The organism is Shewanella benthica KT99 (genome assembly GCF_000172075.1).
Lineage (GTDB): Bacteria > Pseudomonadota > Gammaproteobacteria > Enterobacterales > Shewanellaceae > Shewanella > Shewanella benthica_A.
This window is the reverse complement of record NZ_ABIC01000018.1, coordinates 1-15,568: the sequence shown is the minus strand read 5'-3', so window position 1 is coordinate 15,568 and position 15,568 is coordinate 1. Positions and strand designations below refer to the sequence as shown.

Annotated in this window: 16 protein-coding genes and 1 pseudogene; 5 read left to right on the top strand and 12 right to left on the bottom strand. The window is 47.5% G+C overall.

What is annotated here, in order from left to right; all coding sequences use genetic code 11:
- Positions 1–89: 89 nt before the first annotated feature.
- The 5 genes from rplS to ffh all read right to left on the bottom strand — a co-directional run bounded on the left by rplS (position 90) and on the right by ffh (position 3,701).
- Positions 90–449, bottom strand: coding sequence for a 50S ribosomal protein L19 (gene rplS, locus KT99_RS10125; protein WP_005499624.1), 360 nt, complete (start codon positions 447–449; stop codon positions 90–92).
- A gap of 35 nt (positions 450–484) precedes the next feature.
- Complete coding sequence (trmD, locus tag KT99_RS10120; protein WP_005499622.1) at positions 485–1,231, bottom strand: tRNA (guanosine(37)-N1)-methyltransferase TrmD; 747 nt, start codon at positions 1,229–1,231, stop codon at positions 485–487.
- Positions 1,232–1,246: 15 nt separating this feature from the next.
- Positions 1,247–1,777: a ribosome maturation factor RimM gene (gene rimM / locus KT99_RS10115; RefSeq protein ID WP_005499620.1), complete on the bottom strand. Its 531-nt coding sequence runs from the start codon at positions 1,775–1,777 to the stop codon at positions 1,247–1,249.
- 20 nt (positions 1,778–1,797) lie between these two features.
- A complete protein-coding gene (gene rpsP / locus KT99_RS10110; RefSeq protein WP_005499618.1) occupies positions 1,798–2,049 on the bottom strand; it encodes a 30S ribosomal protein S16 in 252 nt (83 codons plus the stop codon).
- A 278-nt stretch (positions 2,050–2,327) separates the two neighbouring features.
- A complete protein-coding gene (ffh, locus tag KT99_RS10105) occupies positions 2,328–3,701 on the bottom strand; it encodes a signal recognition particle protein (protein ID WP_005499617.1) in 1,374 nt (457 codons plus the stop codon).
- Between the two features lie 306 nt (positions 3,702–4,007).
- Between ffh and KT99_RS10100 the strand changes: the two genes are divergently transcribed.
- A complete protein-coding gene (locus KT99_RS10100) occupies positions 4,008–4,796 on the top strand; it encodes a cytochrome C assembly family protein (protein ID WP_005499616.1) in 789 nt (262 codons plus the stop codon).
- Between the two features lie 201 nt (positions 4,797–4,997).
- Complete coding sequence (locus tag KT99_RS10095; RefSeq protein ID WP_005499615.1) at positions 4,998–6,281, top strand: HlyC/CorC family transporter; 1,284 nt, start codon at positions 4,998–5,000, stop codon at positions 6,279–6,281.
- A gap of 88 nt (positions 6,282–6,369) precedes the next feature.
- Here the strand turns inward: KT99_RS10095 and KT99_RS10090 are convergent, their stop codons facing one another.
- On the bottom strand, positions 6,370–6,891 hold the full coding sequence (locus KT99_RS10090) for an Mpo1 family 2-hydroxy fatty acid dioxygenase (protein WP_232504282.1): 522 nt from the start codon (positions 6,889–6,891) through the stop codon (positions 6,370–6,372).
- Between the two features lie 346 nt (positions 6,892–7,237).
- Here KT99_RS10090 and traF (KT99_RS10085) point away from each other — a divergent pair, with 346 nt between their 5' ends.
- From traF (KT99_RS10085) to KT99_RS10075, 3 genes and pseudogenes are all read left to right on the top strand, one after another.
- Positions 7,238–7,669: a conjugal transfer protein TraF gene (gene traF, locus KT99_RS10085; protein WP_040571846.1), complete on the top strand. Its 432-nt coding sequence runs from the start codon at positions 7,238–7,240 to the stop codon at positions 7,667–7,669.
- On the top strand, positions 7,558–8,193 hold the full coding sequence (gene traF, locus KT99_RS10080; RefSeq protein ID WP_083804834.1) for a conjugal transfer protein TraF: 636 nt from the start codon (positions 7,558–7,560) through the stop codon (positions 8,191–8,193). The genes traF (KT99_RS10085) and traF (KT99_RS10080) overlap by 112 nt, the downstream gene beginning before the upstream one ends.
- Positions 8,194–8,443: 250 nt before the next feature.
- A pseudogene (locus KT99_RS10075) lies at positions 8,444–9,730 on the top strand (acetyl-CoA hydrolase/transferase family protein).
- Positions 9,731–10,376: 646 nt separating this feature from the next.
- Here the strand turns inward: KT99_RS10075 and acpS are convergent.
- The 6 genes from acpS to lepB all read right to left on the bottom strand — a co-directional run bounded on the left by acpS (position 10,377) and on the right by lepB (position 15,453).
- Positions 10,377–10,775 carry a holo-ACP synthase gene (acpS, locus tag KT99_RS10070; protein WP_005499601.1) on the bottom strand — a complete coding sequence of 133 codons (399 nt, stop codon included), beginning with the start codon at positions 10,773–10,775 and terminating at the stop codon, positions 10,377–10,379.
- Between the two features lie 239 nt (positions 10,776–11,014).
- Positions 11,015–11,752 (bottom strand): pyridoxine 5'-phosphate synthase, encoded by a 738-nt coding sequence (pdxJ, locus tag KT99_RS10065; RefSeq protein WP_005499599.1) that lies wholly within the window; start codon positions 11,750–11,752, stop codon positions 11,015–11,017.
- A gap of 245 nt (positions 11,753–11,997) precedes the next feature.
- Positions 11,998–12,690: a DNA repair protein RecO gene (gene recO, locus KT99_RS10055; RefSeq protein ID WP_005499598.1), complete on the bottom strand. Its 693-nt coding sequence runs from the start codon at positions 12,688–12,690 to the stop codon at positions 11,998–12,000.
- Between the two features lie 162 nt (positions 12,691–12,852).
- Positions 12,853–13,860, bottom strand: coding sequence for a GTPase Era (era, locus tag KT99_RS10050; protein WP_005499597.1), 1,008 nt, complete (start codon positions 13,858–13,860; stop codon positions 12,853–12,855).
- The gene (gene rnc, locus KT99_RS10045; RefSeq protein WP_040571844.1) at positions 13,857–14,534 is read right to left on the bottom strand and encodes a ribonuclease III; all 678 of its coding nucleotides are present in this window, start codon (positions 14,532–14,534) and stop codon (positions 13,857–13,859) included. Before rnc ends, era begins: the two co-directional genes overlap by 4 nt.
- A gap of 1 nt (position 14,535) precedes the next feature.
- A complete protein-coding gene (gene lepB / locus KT99_RS10040) occupies positions 14,536–15,453 on the bottom strand; it encodes a signal peptidase I (RefSeq protein WP_005499595.1) in 918 nt (305 codons plus the stop codon).
- Between the last annotated feature and the right edge of the window lie 115 nt (positions 15,454–15,568).

Sequence of the window (15,568 nt, the reverse complement as noted above, 5' to 3'; positions counted from 1 at the left end):
CTCGAAAATTTTCTTTCCCCCAAGATCACAAAAACCCGCCATAAGGCGGGTTATTGTGCGAACACTGCATCTTTTCTTACTGCGTACTACTAAACTTTCTTAGTAGCTAGCTTCTCACGGATACGTGCAGACTTACCTGAACGATCACGTAGGTAGTAAAGCTTAGCACGACGAACACGGCCGCGACGCTTAACTTCGATGCTAGAGATGATTGGGCTGTGGATCTGGAACGCACGCTCAACACCTTCACCATTAGAGATCTTACGTACTGTGAATGCAGAGTGAACGCCACGGTTACGCTTAGCGATTACAACGCCTTCGAACGCCTGTAGACGCTCTTTACCGCCTTCTACAACACGTACTTTAACAATGACTGTGTCACCTGCACTAAACTCTGGTACATCTTGCTTCATTTGCTCTTCGTTGAGCATTTTAATGATGTTATTCATGAAATAAACTCCATACTAGAAATAACTGTTCGTAACTATCCGCTGTGATTCGTTTGTTCAACAAACTCATTCAACAACTTCGTCTGTTCGTCAGTCAGAGCTAGATTTTCTAATAAATCTGGTCGTCGTAACAAAGTTCTACCGAGACTTTGTTGCAGACGCCAGCGTCTAATATGTTCGTGGTTGCCACTTAACAAGACTGCCGGTACATCTAAACCATCCAAGCTTTCAGGACGAGTATAGTGGGGACAATCCAATAATCCGTCAGAGAAGGAATCCTGCTCCGCCGAGGCCTTTTTTCCCAGAACGCCAGGAACCAGCCGTGATACTGAATCAATCAAAGCCATCGCAGGAAGTTCACCGCCCGAAAGCACGTAATCTCCGATTGACCACTCTTCATCCACTTCAGTCTGAATAATGCGCTCATCAATACCTTCGTATCGACCGCACACTAAAATCAAACTGTCCGATTTAACTAACTCTTCGACGCCTTGCTGTGTCAGCTTGCGTCCCTGAGGAGAAAGATAAATCACCTTCGCACCGTCACCAATAGCAGCTTTCGCTGCATGGATAGCGTCGCGCAATGGTTGCACCATCATCAACATACCTGGGCCACCACCATAAGGGCGGTCATCCACTGTATTATGTTTATCATGGGTGAAATCACGAGGATTCCACGTTTGCAACTCCAGCAGGCCATTCTTAACGGCCCGACCCGTTACTCCAAAGTCTGTTACGGCGCGAAACATCTCAGGAAACAGGGTTATTACCCCTAACCGCATATGTTCTACCTCGACTTAAAAGTCCGGATCCCAATCCACTGTGATCTGTTTTTCCGCCAAGTTCACCTCGATGATGAACTGTTCGGTGACAAAGGGGATCATACGTTCCGCTTTGCCGAAGCCATCTTTAGCGTTGGCTTTAACTAAAAGCACGTCATTCGATCCTGTTTCCACGATCTCCTGCACCTTGCCCATGTTGTAACCTTTGGTATTCACCACTTCACAACCGATAAGATCTCGCCAGTAGAATTCATCTTCCGGCAAGGTCTTCATCTGCTGCGGAGTGACCGCAATCTCACAATTTGTGAGAATTTGCGCCTGGTCCCGAGTTTCTACGCCTTCAAGAGAAGCGACAACCGCTTTACCCTGAAAACGCCACTGCAGCACCTTAACCTCGCGCCATTCACCTTGCTCTTTAATCAACCAAGGAGAATAGTCAAAAATACCTTCAACAGAATCGGTATAGGTAGTGATCTTCAACCAACCCTTAATGCCATGACTGGATCCTAATTTCCCCAGTACGACAGGTTCTTGTTTACTACTCATCAATCTATACCTTAACGCTATTAAGCAGCAGCTTTACGTGCGTCTTTGATCAACTTAGCTACACGATCAGATGTACTAGCACCAGTTGCAATCCAGTGCTCAACGCGAGCTAGGTCTAAACGTAGAGTTTCTTCCTGGCCACAAGCCATTGGGTTGAAGAAACCAACACGTTCGATGAAACGACCGTCACGAGCCTTACGGCTATCAGCAACTACGATGTTGTAAAATGGACGCTTTTTTGCGCCGCCACGAGCTAAACGAATGGTAACCATGCGTCTTTTATCCTCTAATGATTTGCTTCTTAAGAAGCAAAAATAAAAACTGGAACTCCGTGTTCGCAAAGAGTCCCAGATAGAAAGCCGGACGATTTTACCTTACTTGCCGGCGAATGCAACCAAATATAATAATTCTGATTAAATTCCAGCCTCTTTAATCAAAATGCCTATCGATGATTTTTACATCTAGCACTTACTTAAAAGCTGATGTAAATAAAAAACCCACAGATAATAATACTAGCATCTGTGGGCTATTAAACTGTAGACAGAGGGCTTTAACGAACCGGCATCTTCATTCCTGGTGGTAGCATGCCACTCATGCCACGCATCATCTTCTTCATGCCGCCTTTAGCTGACATCTTCTTCATCATCTTTTGCATTTGAGTGAACTGCTTAAGCAAACGGTTCACATCTTGGATCTGCGTACCCGATCCCAAGGCGATTCTACGCTTACGTGAACCTTTAATGATATCGGGACGCTTGCGCTCACCCTGTGTCATAGAGTCGATGATGGCTTCCATCTGATTGGTCATCTTACCGCTCTGCACCTGAGCGAGTGCCTCCGGAGGAAGTTGGCCGACGCCAGGCAGTTTTTCAATCATGCCCATCATGCCGCCCATGTTCTTCATCTGTTGCAACTGCTCACGGAAATCTTCGAGATCGAAGCTACCGCCCTTCTTCACTTTAGCCGCGAGCTTCATCGCCTTTTCTTTATCGACGCCGCGTTCAACGTCTTCGATCAGTGACAGTACATCACCCATACCTAAGATACGTGAAGCAATACGATCCGGATGGAATGCCTCTAAAGCGTCAGTTTTCTCGCCTACACCCAAGAACTTAATGGGCTTACCGGTAATATGACGTATGGACAGAGCCGCACCACCGCGAGCATCACCGTCGACCTTAGTCAGTATAATACCGGTTAAGGGTAACGCTTCATTAAAAGCCTTAGCAGTGTTAGCCGCATCTTGCCCCGTCATGGCATCGACAACAAACAGAGTTTCAACCGGATTTACCGCAGCATGCAGCGCCTTAATCTCATCCATCATGCCCTCGTCGACATGCAGACGACCCGCAGTATCGACGATCACCACATCGATGAACTTGAGTTTGGCATGCGCCAGCGCCGCTTTCACGATATCGATAGGCTTCTGGCTGACATCCGATGGAAAGAATTGCACATCGACTTCGATAGCCAAGGTCTCCAGTTGTTTAATCGCCGCCGGACGGTATACGTCGGCGCTCACAACCAATACAGATTTTTTCTCACGCTCGCGGAGGAACTTACCCAGCTTAGCAACACTGGTGGTTTTACCCGCACCTTGAAGGCCTGCCATCATGATCACTGCTGGCGGCTGCGCCGAAAGATCTAGGCCTTCGTTGACCTCACCCATGGCGTTTTCAAGTTCGCTCTGGACTATCTTGATGAATGCTTGCCCCGGACTCAGACTCTTTGAGACCTCATGACCAACGGCACGCTCTTTAACGCTGTTGACGAAGGCACGTACAACAGGCAAGGCGACATCGGCCTCAAGCAGTGCCATACGCACTTCTCGTAGAGTATCCTTAACATTGTCTTCTGTTAAGCGACCACGACCGCTGATATTTTTCAGCGTGCGTGACAATCTGTCCGTTAGGTTCTCAAACATTATCGAGTTCTTACCATTTAGAATTCATATTAATGGTAAGCATTATAGCGTCGCCCAGATAATATGCTACTGCTATGGTGCAAGATAACCGGCTATCCCCCGCTATAAAAGCCGGACTAAAGTGTAAAACTTAGGTCTAACGCTCACAAAGCACTAATTTTTGTACCTTTATCTAGTGCACAAGTCACCTTAGCTCGTGTTACTCTAAAAGTAAGATGAAAAAGAAGGCTTTACTTGCTTCTCGCCCTGCGCATTTGTGGTGGGTTAAGCAGTCCATAGCAAACAAAACGATAGGTTAATTACTCAATGGTTTTATTTCCCGCTTCAGCCATGCTCTTTTACTCCATAGCCTTAGTGTTAGTGGCCAGTCGTCTATTTCATGCCGATGGTCCTAATCGCCGTCTTGTGGCTGGCTTTGCCGCTATTGGAGTAGTGCTTCATGCGGCAGCATTATCTCAGGTGATCCTGACAACCGATGGACAAAATTTCAGTCTGACCAATGTCATCTCTATGGTGAACTGGATCATCGCCTTCAGTTTTACCGTCTTATTATTCAGACTCAAGATGATAGTTGTCGTGCCCGTTGTGTATGCCTGCTCCGTCATCTCGGTGGCACTACTCTGGCTGGTGCCACCGCAGTACATCATTCATTTTGAGATCCATCCCGACATATTGATCCACGTTGTGCTGTCATTAATGGCCTATAGCGCCCTGATGATCGCCGCCCTGTACGCCATACAATTGGCAATAATTCAACATAGATTAAAGAGTAAGAAGCTAATGCTTAGCCCAGCGATGCCACCTCTGATGACAGTTGAAAAACAACTTTATCATCTGGTGATTGTTGGCGTTATCTTGTTGAGTCTCTCTCTCGCTACCGGTTTTATCTTCCTCGATGACATGTTCGAAGATGGCAAGGGTCACAAGGCTGTACTGTCTATTATGGCCTGGTTTACCTATATCGCCATGCTTGCTCAACAGTATTGGGTGGGCTGTAGAATAAGAACCGCGGTAGTTTATACCCTCACGGGAGCCGCCATGCTGTCACTGGCCTACTTTGGCGCCAGAATAGTAAAAGAGATAATATTATCTTAATAATTTCAACGGCTAACTTTCAATATGCGCTAGGTTTCCCCCTGCGTATATAGACGGGCTAACTTGACACAAAACTCAAACCGATGTAATTACTATTCTTTGAATAAATTCTAAATACAGACATAACCGAAATTCAGATAAGCTAACAGATATAGCGATAACTGAATTACAGATGTCATAGCCAACTAATGGAGCTCCTTTTTGGACGCCATATCAACCAGCACATTACTCATCATTCTTGTCGTGTTACTCATTATCTCAGCCTATTTCTCGGGCTCAGAAACCGCCATGATGACACTTAACCGCTATCGACTTAAGCACTTAGTCTCCAGCGGACATAAAGGTGCGATACGCGCGATGAAATTACTCGACCGGCCTGATAGACTCATAGGCCTAATCCTCATCGGCAATAACCTAGTCAACATCCTCGCCTCGGCTATTGCAACCATCATAGGTATGCGATTATTTGGCGATATGGGCGTAGCCATCTCGACAGGCGTACTCACCTTAGTGGTACTGGTCTTCGCCGAGGTCACTCCGAAAACCATAGCGGCATTGTACCCTGAGCGTATCGCTTTCCCATCCAGCTTACTGCTCAAATGGTTACTGGTTATCCTCTTGCCCTTGGTGAAAGCGGTAAACTTGTTCACCTCAGGCTTTCTACACTTACTGGGGATACGTTCAGTTAAAACTTCAGATGCACTAAGCAAAGAGGAACTCAGAACCGTAGTTCACGAGGCGGGCGCACTCATCCCCAGGCGTCACCAGGAGATGTTACTGTCGATAATGGACCTTGAGAAAGTGACCGTAGAAGACATCATGATCCCCCGCTCTGAGCTATTCGCCATTAATATCAATGATGACTTCAAGAGTATCACCAAGCAGATGATCCAGAGCCCCCACACTCGGGTCCTGCTGTTTAGAGACAATATCGACGATGCCGTCGGCTTCGTGCACCTGCGTGATGCGCTGCGTTTGCAGTCTAAGAATCAGTTCAGCAAGTCTTCCTTGCTGCGAGCGGTGAAAGAACTCTACTTCATCCCAGAGGGAACGCCTCTCAATGTACAACTGGGAAACTTCCAGCAGAATAAGGAGCGTATCGGCCTGGTGGTAGATGAATACGGTGATATTCAGGGGTTAGTCACCCTCGAAGACATACTCGAAGAGATAGTGGGTGATTTTACCACCTCATCGGAACCCACCCCGAGTGAAGAGATTAGCAAGCAACAAGATGGTAGCTTCCTTATCGAAGCCTGCATCAATATTCGAGAGCTCAATAAAGAGATGAAATGGGACTTCCCCACCAATGGACCTAAGACCATCAACGGCCTTATCATCGAGTATCTGGAAGACATTCCCCCCCCCAATACCAGCATGCGTATTTCAGGCTACCCCATCGAAATCATCGACGTGGCCGAAAACATGATTAAAACCGTGCGTATCATGCCGCAGCACTATGAACTTCCCCCAAAGACATCAAGTTAGCAATATTGATGTACTGGTGTAATGAGTGCTTTCTAGAGGGATCTGATAGAAAGATTACTCACAGAAAAGGCGCATAATGCGCCTTTTTTCATGTACAGATGAACCCGAGTTCGTTTAGGATCTCGCGGCGCCGTGTTTCCAGAGCGCGGCGCTTTGCTACCGCCATGGAGGTTATCTGCTTATCTAACTCTTTCTCCAGTCCTAACATAAAATACAATTCTGCCATCAAGAAAAATGGCCCTATCAAGAGCTGGTTAAGATCATCGACAAACGCAGGTTTAGCCTTCTCATATTGATGGCCAATAAGCTGGAACACCCAACCCACGACAAATACCGCTATGGCTACCCACACCGCACCTTGCACCTCGGCAATCAAATGAGAAGTATAGAGTACAGGCAGAATGAACAAGGTTAAGCCAATCGCCAGGCGGGCATGCAGCTTGAAATAATAGATAAGCACACCAATAGCGAAGGCCGACGCCACATTGATGCTGATGGCTGGATCATTCCAGGCGAAAAAATTAACCGGGATAAGGTTTAGCAGTAAAAATATCGACCAGATGATCAAAGGAACCCCAACGAAATGAGTCCTAATATTCTTCGGATTCAAGTGAACACTCTTATAAGTCGATAACGGCTCTTCTCCCAAGGTGCTAAGGTTTAGTATTAGGGTTTAATTATAGTGATTAAACTTTTCACATATTTGAGGAGGTACTAGATTCTAGGGCCTAGGACCTCGTTGACTCTATATGTACTTCCGTCTCATTTAACACAATATCAACCTAAAGGATTTTGCCCACTTTAATAGAGTACTGTTTAATTAACATCCAAACGGTCAAGTTAACAATCCAATCCTATCCTGGGACAATATGAGCTGTGACTCAAGTTCTTCCTTTGTGACGCAGGATATAATCGGGTTAGTTTTTTGTGTGGTCACATCCGAGGATTGTTTAAATATGTTTGCTAGAAAAAGATTATTGGTTATCGCGGTCTCCTGCGCGATCTGTTCATTTACCAGTCATGCGGCTCCGGGGGCACGATCTTTGGCTATGGGAGGAGTCGGTGTGGCAACGGCGAATTATCAGTCAGCCTCATTTAACAACCCGGCACTACTCACCCAGAGTAAGAGTAATGACGATGTTGCCATTATTCTGCCCAGCTTGTCCGCCGAGGTCGCCGACCCCAATGAGCTGAAAGATGGCATCGACAATTTCCAGAATGCATTCGATGCGTTTGAAGCCGAGCTGGCCGGGATCCCCCAGCTAGTCGATGGGATATCGAATCTTGGGCAGGCTCATGGGATCGCGGATTCGCTACAAGAGTCGCGCACGAATTCAATATTGCGGGGAGTAAGGTTAGCCTGGGCATTACGCCTAAATACCAAATAGTGGATACTTTCTATTATGTCACCACGACCCAGGGATTCGATGCAGATGATTTCGATGCCGATAATTATCGCGTGAGCGACAGTAATTTCAACCTGGATTTTGGGGCCAGTGTTAAGCTAAATGAACAATGGATCTTGGGGTTGATGGCGCGGGGTCTGTTGAGCCATGAGTATCAGACCCTAAATCCGGTATTAGTCTATCGCGTTGAGCCCATGGTGACCGTGGGCATCGGATATCGCAGTGACTGGTTGACTGCCGGGCTAGATGTTGATTTGACCTCCAAAGATCGTTTCGGCCAAGAACTGGGTGCGACTCAGTTCGTTCGGGCCGGTGTTGAACTAAATGGCTGGGATTGGGCTCAGGTTCGATTTGGTTATCGTTACGATACTAAAGACAATGCCAAGGACTTTATCACCGCAGGTTTAGGATTCTCACCTTTTGATGTGGTTCATCTCGAGATGACAGCATCCTATGCCGATGAGAATGAGCTTGGTGCCGGGCTGGAGCTGGCATTTACCTTCTGAGTTTAATTGTCGCCATTGACAATCGATACAGCAAGCCGCTCTAGCCGGCATAATACGGGCTGAGTGGATTTTTTGATCCTGGGTCAATAGCCTGGCCCTTTGCCGCCATCAGTGTCAATTTTTATGAACATCTGTGCGGCAACTTTTTTAGGTCTCAGCTATCAGTTTTCGGTCTGATCGATATTGCATTTTACTCGACCTTGCTAGTATTTCGCTAGCTAACAATTAAAAAATACCCAGGGAAATACCAATGGCACCAATTGTATGTACAAGTGCGCTCGAAGCCGTCTCTCTGATCCAGAGTGGCTAAACCCTCTGGACCCATTCCATGGGAGCCACTCCATGGGAGCCACTCCTAAACTGTTGCTCAATGCCCTGGCGGAACATGCCTTGAGCCGACAAGATCTGACTCTGCTACAACTCCACACCGAGGGCGCCGAGTCACTGAGTAATGACAATCTCAAGGGACACCTGCGCCATCGCTGCTTCTTCGGCGGCGGCATGCCGACACGGAGATTGCTGCAACAGGGAGACGCAGATTATGTGCCTATCTTCCTCTCCGAAGTGCCGAAATTGTTCCGTTCGGGGGAGCAGAAGATCGATACCGCAATTATTCAGGTCTCACCGCCGGACAAGCATGGCATCTGCTCACTGGGGATATCAGTGGAAGCCACGCTGGCGGCCTGTCAGGTGGCGGGCAAGATCATCGCCCATATCAACCCGCAGATGCCCCGTACCCACGGAGACGGTTTCATTCACTACAGTAAAATTGCCGCCGTCTATGAGGAGAGTTCAGCACTGCCACAACATCCGTTAGCCGCCAGCGATGCAGTCAGCCTGGCAATAGGCAATAACGTGGCCGAGCTGGTCAGAGACGGTGATTGTCTGCAGATGGGTATAGGCGCCATTCCCGATGCTGTGCTCAGCTGTTTAGGCAATCATAAAGACCTAGGGATCCATACCGAACTCTTCTCCGACGGGGTGCTCAATCTGGTTGAGCTTGGCGTGGTCAACAACAGCAAGAAAAAGGTCCATCCAATTTGCTCTGGGCAGTCAACGCCTGTATGACTATGTCGATGATAATCCCTCGGTAATATTCATGGATATCGAGCAGGTTAATGACACCGCCATCATTCGCAAGAACCCCAATGTCATGGCGATCAACTCGGCGCTGCAGCTCGATATATCTGGCCAGATTTGTGCAGATGCCCTGGGCACTAAGATCTACTCAGGCGTCGGTGGCCAGATGGACTTTATCCGTGGTGCCGGCCTGTCCGAAGGTGGCCGCTCTGTGATTGCCCTGCCGAGCACTGCCTCGGGGGGCAAGGTGTCGAGGATTGCCACAGTACTCTCACCCGGCGCTGGGGTGGTAACCACCCGGGCCCATGTCCACTATATCGTCACCGAATACGGCTACGTAAACCTGCGGGGGCGTTCACTCATAGAGCGAGCCAGGGCACTTATCGATATTGCCCATCCGGACTTCAGGGAGCAGCTGTGTCGAGAGAGCTTCGACATGTGGGGATTCAGTGTCTAGTGGTCATCTAGACACATGAAACCAAATACAAAAACCAACTACTAATCTATAACTTACAAATAGATGGATATATTATTGATTAACTATGGCCACGTTTATTCTGTAACCTTGTTTAATTTGTAGGAGCGGCTTTAGCCGCGAAAGAACACAACATACAAAGGGGTCGTAGCTAATTAGATAGGCTTCAAAAAATAGAACGATTTACCTGTAAGCTTTAATTGAAGAAAGAAACTTCTTGTGATAATCCAGTGTAGATACGGCTGCGAGCTTCCAAAACAGGGTGAGGTATCACGAAGTTATACTCTCCGAACGAGAGATAGGGTGAATATGGCATAGCCATGAGCCTATGAACGAGAAGCATGGAAGCTGAACTGGCTGTTGTATATGGACATATTTGCCGAACTGGCCGTTAAACATGGACGTTGTTTGTTTTGGCAGAGCCCACATGGCCAATTTTGTTCCATACAAAATTTGGCATTCCCTCCATCCTTGGAGGTCAGACGTGTTCACGGCGTCTCGCAGAAGTAGCTGCTCATGCCCCGCTGGCCAGACGGTTAGTAACAATGAAAGTACGACCTTCTAACACAAGCCAATACTAATATTGGCCAAGCGATACCAACAAAACAGAATTGAAATAGTCTTATTCCTAAGACTCCAGGATGACTGTTGCAGTAGCGTAGTGTTTCTCATCGGCTATAGAGATATGCCCACGGACACCTCCAAGCAGCACGAGTCTTTCTGCTGCGCCGCCGCTGAAACTCACCAAGGGTGCGCCATTGGCGTCATTGCTTATCTCGATATGCTGAAACGAGACGCCGCGACCTATGCCTGTGCCTAAGGCTTTGGCGGCAGCTTCTTTGGCGGCGAAGCGTTTGGCCAGATAACGTCCGGGCATTGATGAGGCGATAAAGATCGCCATTTCTGATTCGGTAAGCACGCGTTTGGCTAAACGGCACTGAGCCAGGCCGTCAAGATCACCAGCCGCTGGCACTTTTTGCTCGATACGTTCAATCTCGGCGATATCGGTACCTAGACCAACAATCATATATATCCTTAAAAGCTGAGAAATTGTAAGTCTTAAGTTCAACACAGAGCTAAGAAAGTCGCGAGTTCAAGATAAAGTGAAGAAGCTGTAAGCCCTAAGTTCAAGACAGAGCAAAGAGAGTTATAAGTTCAAGTAGAGCAACGAATCACGGCACTTATAGCCCGTAGCTTACAACTTATAGCTTATAGCTTAAAACTTATCGCTTAAAACTTATCGCTTATACTTGTTTTTCGCAGGGATTATTCTCCTCTGCGACCTTCGTTCATCAGTTGCTTCATATCTCTGACTGCTTTATCTAAACCATCGATGACGGCGCGGGCGATGATGGCGTGACCTATGTTCAGCTCATACAGCTCTGGGATCGCGGCGATTGGCTTAACGTTGTGATAGTGAAGTCCATGGCCAGCGTTGACAATTAAGCCTTTAGAGTGGGCGTAAGTTGCCATCTCCTTGATGCGTGCCAGCTCCTTGGCCTCTTCCACTTCGTTTGCGGCATTGGCGTAGCAACCTGTGTGGATCTCAATCAGAGGTGCCTTCACGGCAACGGCGGCATCTATCTGAGCCTTATCGGCATCGATAAATAACGAGACCTTAACCCCAACATCATTCAAGCGCTGTATTGCAGCAGCAATTTTACCCATCTGGCCCGCGACATCTAAGCCGCCTTCGGTAGTGAGCTCTTCACGTTTTTCGGGAACGAGACACACGTATGTTGGTTTGACTTCACAGGCGATATCGAGCATCTCGTCGGTGACCGCCATCTCGAAGTTCATCCGAGTCTTGAGCGTTTTCGCCAGCAGGTAGATGTCTCTGTCGATGATATGACGTCGGTCTTCACGCAAGTGCACGGTAATGCCTTCGGCGCCGGCATGCTCTGCAACTGCAGCGGCATGAACGGGATCGGGATACGAGGTCCCACGGGCCTGACGTAGAGTGGCAATGTGATCGATATTAACGCCAAGTAAGATGCGGCTCATTGAGTATCCTCTGAAACAATTGGGTGAGTTTGCGGCGGCTTACGCGTCGTCAAACGGATTGGAGTATTGTACTCAGGTTACATGGAAAGGTGAAACGGCAAAACACTTGCAACTACAAATACTAACAAGGAATACCAGCTTAAGTTTAAAGATAACAAGGAATTTAGATGGTTTTCGTTTTCACGATTTAAAATTGTCCGGAATTAGAGCGACTTTTGTTTAGCAGGGGTCTCTGGTGAGAAGAGCTATTTAGTCAGCTGGGATGCCACTTTATATCTAAAGAGTGCGCGAGATTTAAGCGGCTTATCCCCCAAGCAAGGTGCCAACATCAAACGCATCAGGTATTTGGCTTGCCTTAGGTGTGAAGCCTCTAATCTATGCTCGTCCAATGCCAGTAACATCTCGCCACTGTAATGAGATGTCTTGGGACCTAAGGCATTGACGAAGCCTTCGTCGGGTAATAAACGATAATAGTAATCTGGCTCTATCGGATCTTGGGAAAGATCGGTTCTGAGCGTCGGCATCAGCCCTAACTCTTTGAGTAGGCTTAATTCAAAATAGCGTAACTGGCTCTCACAGAAACCTGCCGCCATGGACATTAAGGTCTTGTGGTAGGTAAAAAACAGCGATTCGGCGCCATGATCGACGGCGATGCAGCGGACCAATAATTCATTGAGATAAAAACCGGCAAAACTGACGTCACCCGAGAGAGGAATAGCCGGGCTGCCCGCCTCTAGACTACTCATATTTCTCAGTGATGTACGGCCGGATAGTTGAAAGATCAAGGGTTGGAAAGGTTGCAGTATGCTTTTAATAGAGGTCTTACCGCTGCCCAGCCGAGCGACGCAGTCGACTCGTCCATGACCATCGATCAGCATATTGACTAACACACTGGAGTCTTTGAAGGGGCGAGTATGGAGCACGTAGCCGCGCTCCATTAACTCATACCAAAGATCGTGCTCATCACTAGCACTCCAACATAAACGACTCTCGTTTAACTGTGATCATCATTCAAAGCTCGACTTATTATTTAAAGATAATACACAGCGAAGCTGTTGCAATAAAGCTGGCAGCTTCACGAAGTGAATGGGTCAGATTTATTAATCTTCGCCGTAGCCTAAGCTACGAAGTGCACGCTCGTCATCGGCCCAACCTGACTTAACCTTAACCCACATCTCGAGGAAAACCTTGTTATCAAACATGACTTCCATATCGACGCGAGCGGCAGAGCTGATCTTCTTGATACGATCGCCCTTGTTGCCTATGACCATGCGCTTCTGGGTCTCACGCTCAACCAACACCAGGGCATTGATCTGATAGACACCATTTTCCATCATCTTAAACTGCTCTATCTCAACCGTACAGTCGTAGGGCAGCTCATCACCCAAGAAACGCATCAGTTTCTCACGGACAATTTCTGATGCCATAAACTTCTGTGATCTGTCGGTAACATAGTCTTCCGGGAAGAAATGCGCCGCTTCAGGCAGAGAGTCGATAGACATGTCTAAGATTCGCTGCACGTTAGTGCCCTTTGTCGCCGAGATAGGCAAGATCTCATCGAAAGGAAACTTCTTCGATAACGCCTCAAGGTAAGGGAATAGCAGCTCTTTATTCTTGATGTTATCGACCTTGTTTACCGCTAGTACCGTTTTACGACCATCATCACGGCTCTGTAATTTACGCAAAACCAAGTCGTCATCTTCGGTCCAGGTCATGCCATCGACGACGAAGATAACCAAACTGACTTCGGCTAATGAACTCGCTGCGGCGCGGTTCATTAAACGGTTGATGGCGCGCCTCTCATCCATATGCAGGCCTGGTGTGTCGATAAACACCACTTGGCGCTCAGCTACAGTATGGATCCCCATGATACGATGACGTGTGGTCTGCGGCTTCTTCGAAGTGATACTGATCTTCTGACCCAGTAGCTTATTCAGCAGAGTCGATTTACCGACATTCGGGCGACCAACAATAGCGACCATGCCACAATAGGTGACATCGTATTTTGCAGCGGATGAAGAGTTATTCATCTGCGCTAACAGGTCGTCTAAGCTAGGCTCGTTTTCTTTACCCGCTTTATTCCTTGATGACGCTTTGTTCTTACTCATTTTTTGATTAACTCCAAAACCTTTGCAGCGGCAATCTGCTCAGCTTTTCTTCGGGAACTTGCCACCCCAACAAGGGGTTTCTTCAACTCTTCGACGCTACACTCGACCGTAAAAGTCTGTGCATGTGCCTCACCTTTGATGTCTGTCACTTTGTAGACAGGCAGAGGCTTCTTAAACCCTTGCAACAACTCTTGTAGCAAGGTCTTGGGATCTTTCTGATTGATTGGCTCTATGATTGCCAAACGAGACTCATACCAGCTCAGGACTCGAGCGCGGCAAGTCTCGAAATCGGCATCGAGATAGATAGCGCCTATGATGGCCTCAACCCCGTCGGCGATGATCGACTCGCGTCTAAAACCACCGCTTTTCAATTCACCCGGGCCTAACTTGAGATAATCTCCAAGTTTGAACTCAAAACCAATTTCCGCCAGCATCTTGCCGCACACTAAGGTGGCGCGCATGCGGCTAAGATCACCTTCAGTCACCTTGGGGAATTGATGATATAAGGCATCTGATATAATAATAGACAAGATCGAATCACCCAGAAATTCCAGCCGTTCATTATGCTTGCTATTGGCACTTCTATGGGTCAATGCCTGGTCCAAAAGCGCTTGTTGGTTAAATTGATAGCCTAACGTGCGACACAGACGCGGGATATTTTTAATCGGTTCCATCTTAAGTAATTCCACCTACGCGATTGAAACGGACACCTGTTGGGATCCATGTCGGTAACAAATCGGCCTTAGTTCTGTCAAACTCGAAGCTAATCCAGATTGCAACGGCTTTTCCGACCAGGTTTTCTTCGGGAACGAAGCCCCAGAAGCGGCTGTCGGTACTATTATCTCGGTTATCGCCCATCATGAAGTAATGACCTTCAGGCACAATAAACTCACCTATAGGTAACTTACCTTCACGGTAATAATAGCTAGTAAGATCCGGGCGCTGAGGGTTGATCAAGATGTCATGGCTCACTTCACCTAGCTTCTCGGTGTAACGACTCAGTGGCATACCATTTTGTGAAAATTCACCTTGGTTAACCCCGATGCGAGCCACTTGCTTAAGCTCTGGGCAAGTTATCTCGCCATCAGCACACGCAGGCTGAATATAGACTTGCTTATTACGGTAGACTATTCTGTCTCCAGGCAAACCAACAACACGTTTGATGTAATCGATGCGTGGGTTTTCTGGATATTTAAACACGGCAACATCACCGCGCTCAGGCTTACCTGTTTCGACTAACTGACTGCGCCAAACAGGGTCCTTCAAACCATAGCTAAACTTTTCTACCAGAATGAAATCACCAACTAGCAAGGTTGGCATCATGGACCCCGATGGGATCTGAAAAGGCTCATAGATAAATGAACGTAAAATGAGTACGAATGCGATCACAGGGAAGATAGAACGAGACGTTTCGACAAACGCCGACTCACGGGTGATCTTTTCAGCATTTTCCTCACTGATATCCGCGTCGACGGCCTGGGCCATAGCGAGTCTCTCTCGACGCTTAGGCGCGAGTAACAGAGCATCAGCCATCCACACCAGACCACTGCCAAAGGTCACTAATACCAATATAAGGGAAAAATAAGCTGCCATACTTTATGAACTCCTGCTTGCAAACAAAAATACTATTATCACCGCGAGTCTAATCAAAATAATCGACTGTGATGCATAGTTCAGTTACATGTGAGTAACGAAAGCATGGTACATA

What these genes read in the sequence shown, in the direction of transcription:
- KT99_RS10100 (WP_005499616.1), top strand. Translation starts at nt 4,008, where the DNA reads ATGGTTTTATTTCCCGCTTCAGCCATGCTCTTTTACTCCATAGCCTTA.
- rplS (WP_005499624.1), bottom strand. Translation starts at nt 449, where the DNA reads ATGAATAACATCATTAAAATGCTCAACGAAGAGCAAATGAAGCAAGAT.
- pdxJ (WP_005499599.1), bottom strand. Translation starts at nt 11,752, where the DNA reads ATGAGCCGCATCTTACTTGGCGTTAATATCGATCACATTGCCACTCTA.
- recO (WP_005499598.1), bottom strand. Translation starts at nt 12,690, where the DNA reads ATGGAGCGCGGCTACGTGCTCCATACTCGCCCCTTCAAAGACTCCAGT.
- lepB (WP_005499595.1), bottom strand. Translation starts at nt 15,453, where the DNA reads ATGGCAGCTTATTTTTCCCTTATATTGGTATTAGTGACCTTTGGCAGT.
- ffh (WP_005499617.1), bottom strand. Translation starts at nt 3,701, where the DNA reads ATGTTTGAGAACCTAACGGACAGATTGTCACGCACGCTGAAAAATATC.
- era (WP_005499597.1), bottom strand. Translation starts at nt 13,860, where the DNA reads ATGAGTAAGAACAAAGCGTCATCAAGGAATAAAGCGGGTAAAGAAAAC.
- rpsP (WP_005499618.1), bottom strand. Translation starts at nt 2,049, where the DNA reads ATGGTTACCATTCGTTTAGCTCGTGGCGGCGCAAAAAAGCGTCCATTT.
- rnc (WP_040571844.1), bottom strand. Translation starts at nt 14,534, where the DNA reads ATGGAACCGATTAAAAATATCCCGCGTCTGTGTCGCACGTTAGGCTAT.
- rimM (WP_005499620.1), bottom strand. Translation starts at nt 1,777, where the DNA reads ATGAGTAGTAAACAAGAACCTGTCGTACTGGGGAAATTAGGATCCAGT.
- traF (WP_040571846.1), top strand. Translation starts at nt 7,238, where the DNA reads ATGTTTGCTAGAAAAAGATTATTGGTTATCGCGGTCTCCTGCGCGATC.
- acpS (WP_005499601.1), bottom strand. Translation starts at nt 10,775, where the DNA reads ATGATTGTTGGTCTAGGTACCGATATCGCCGAGATTGAACGTATCGAG.
- trmD (WP_005499622.1), bottom strand. Translation starts at nt 1,231, where the DNA reads ATGCGGTTAGGGGTAATAACCCTGTTTCCTGAGATGTTTCGCGCCGTA.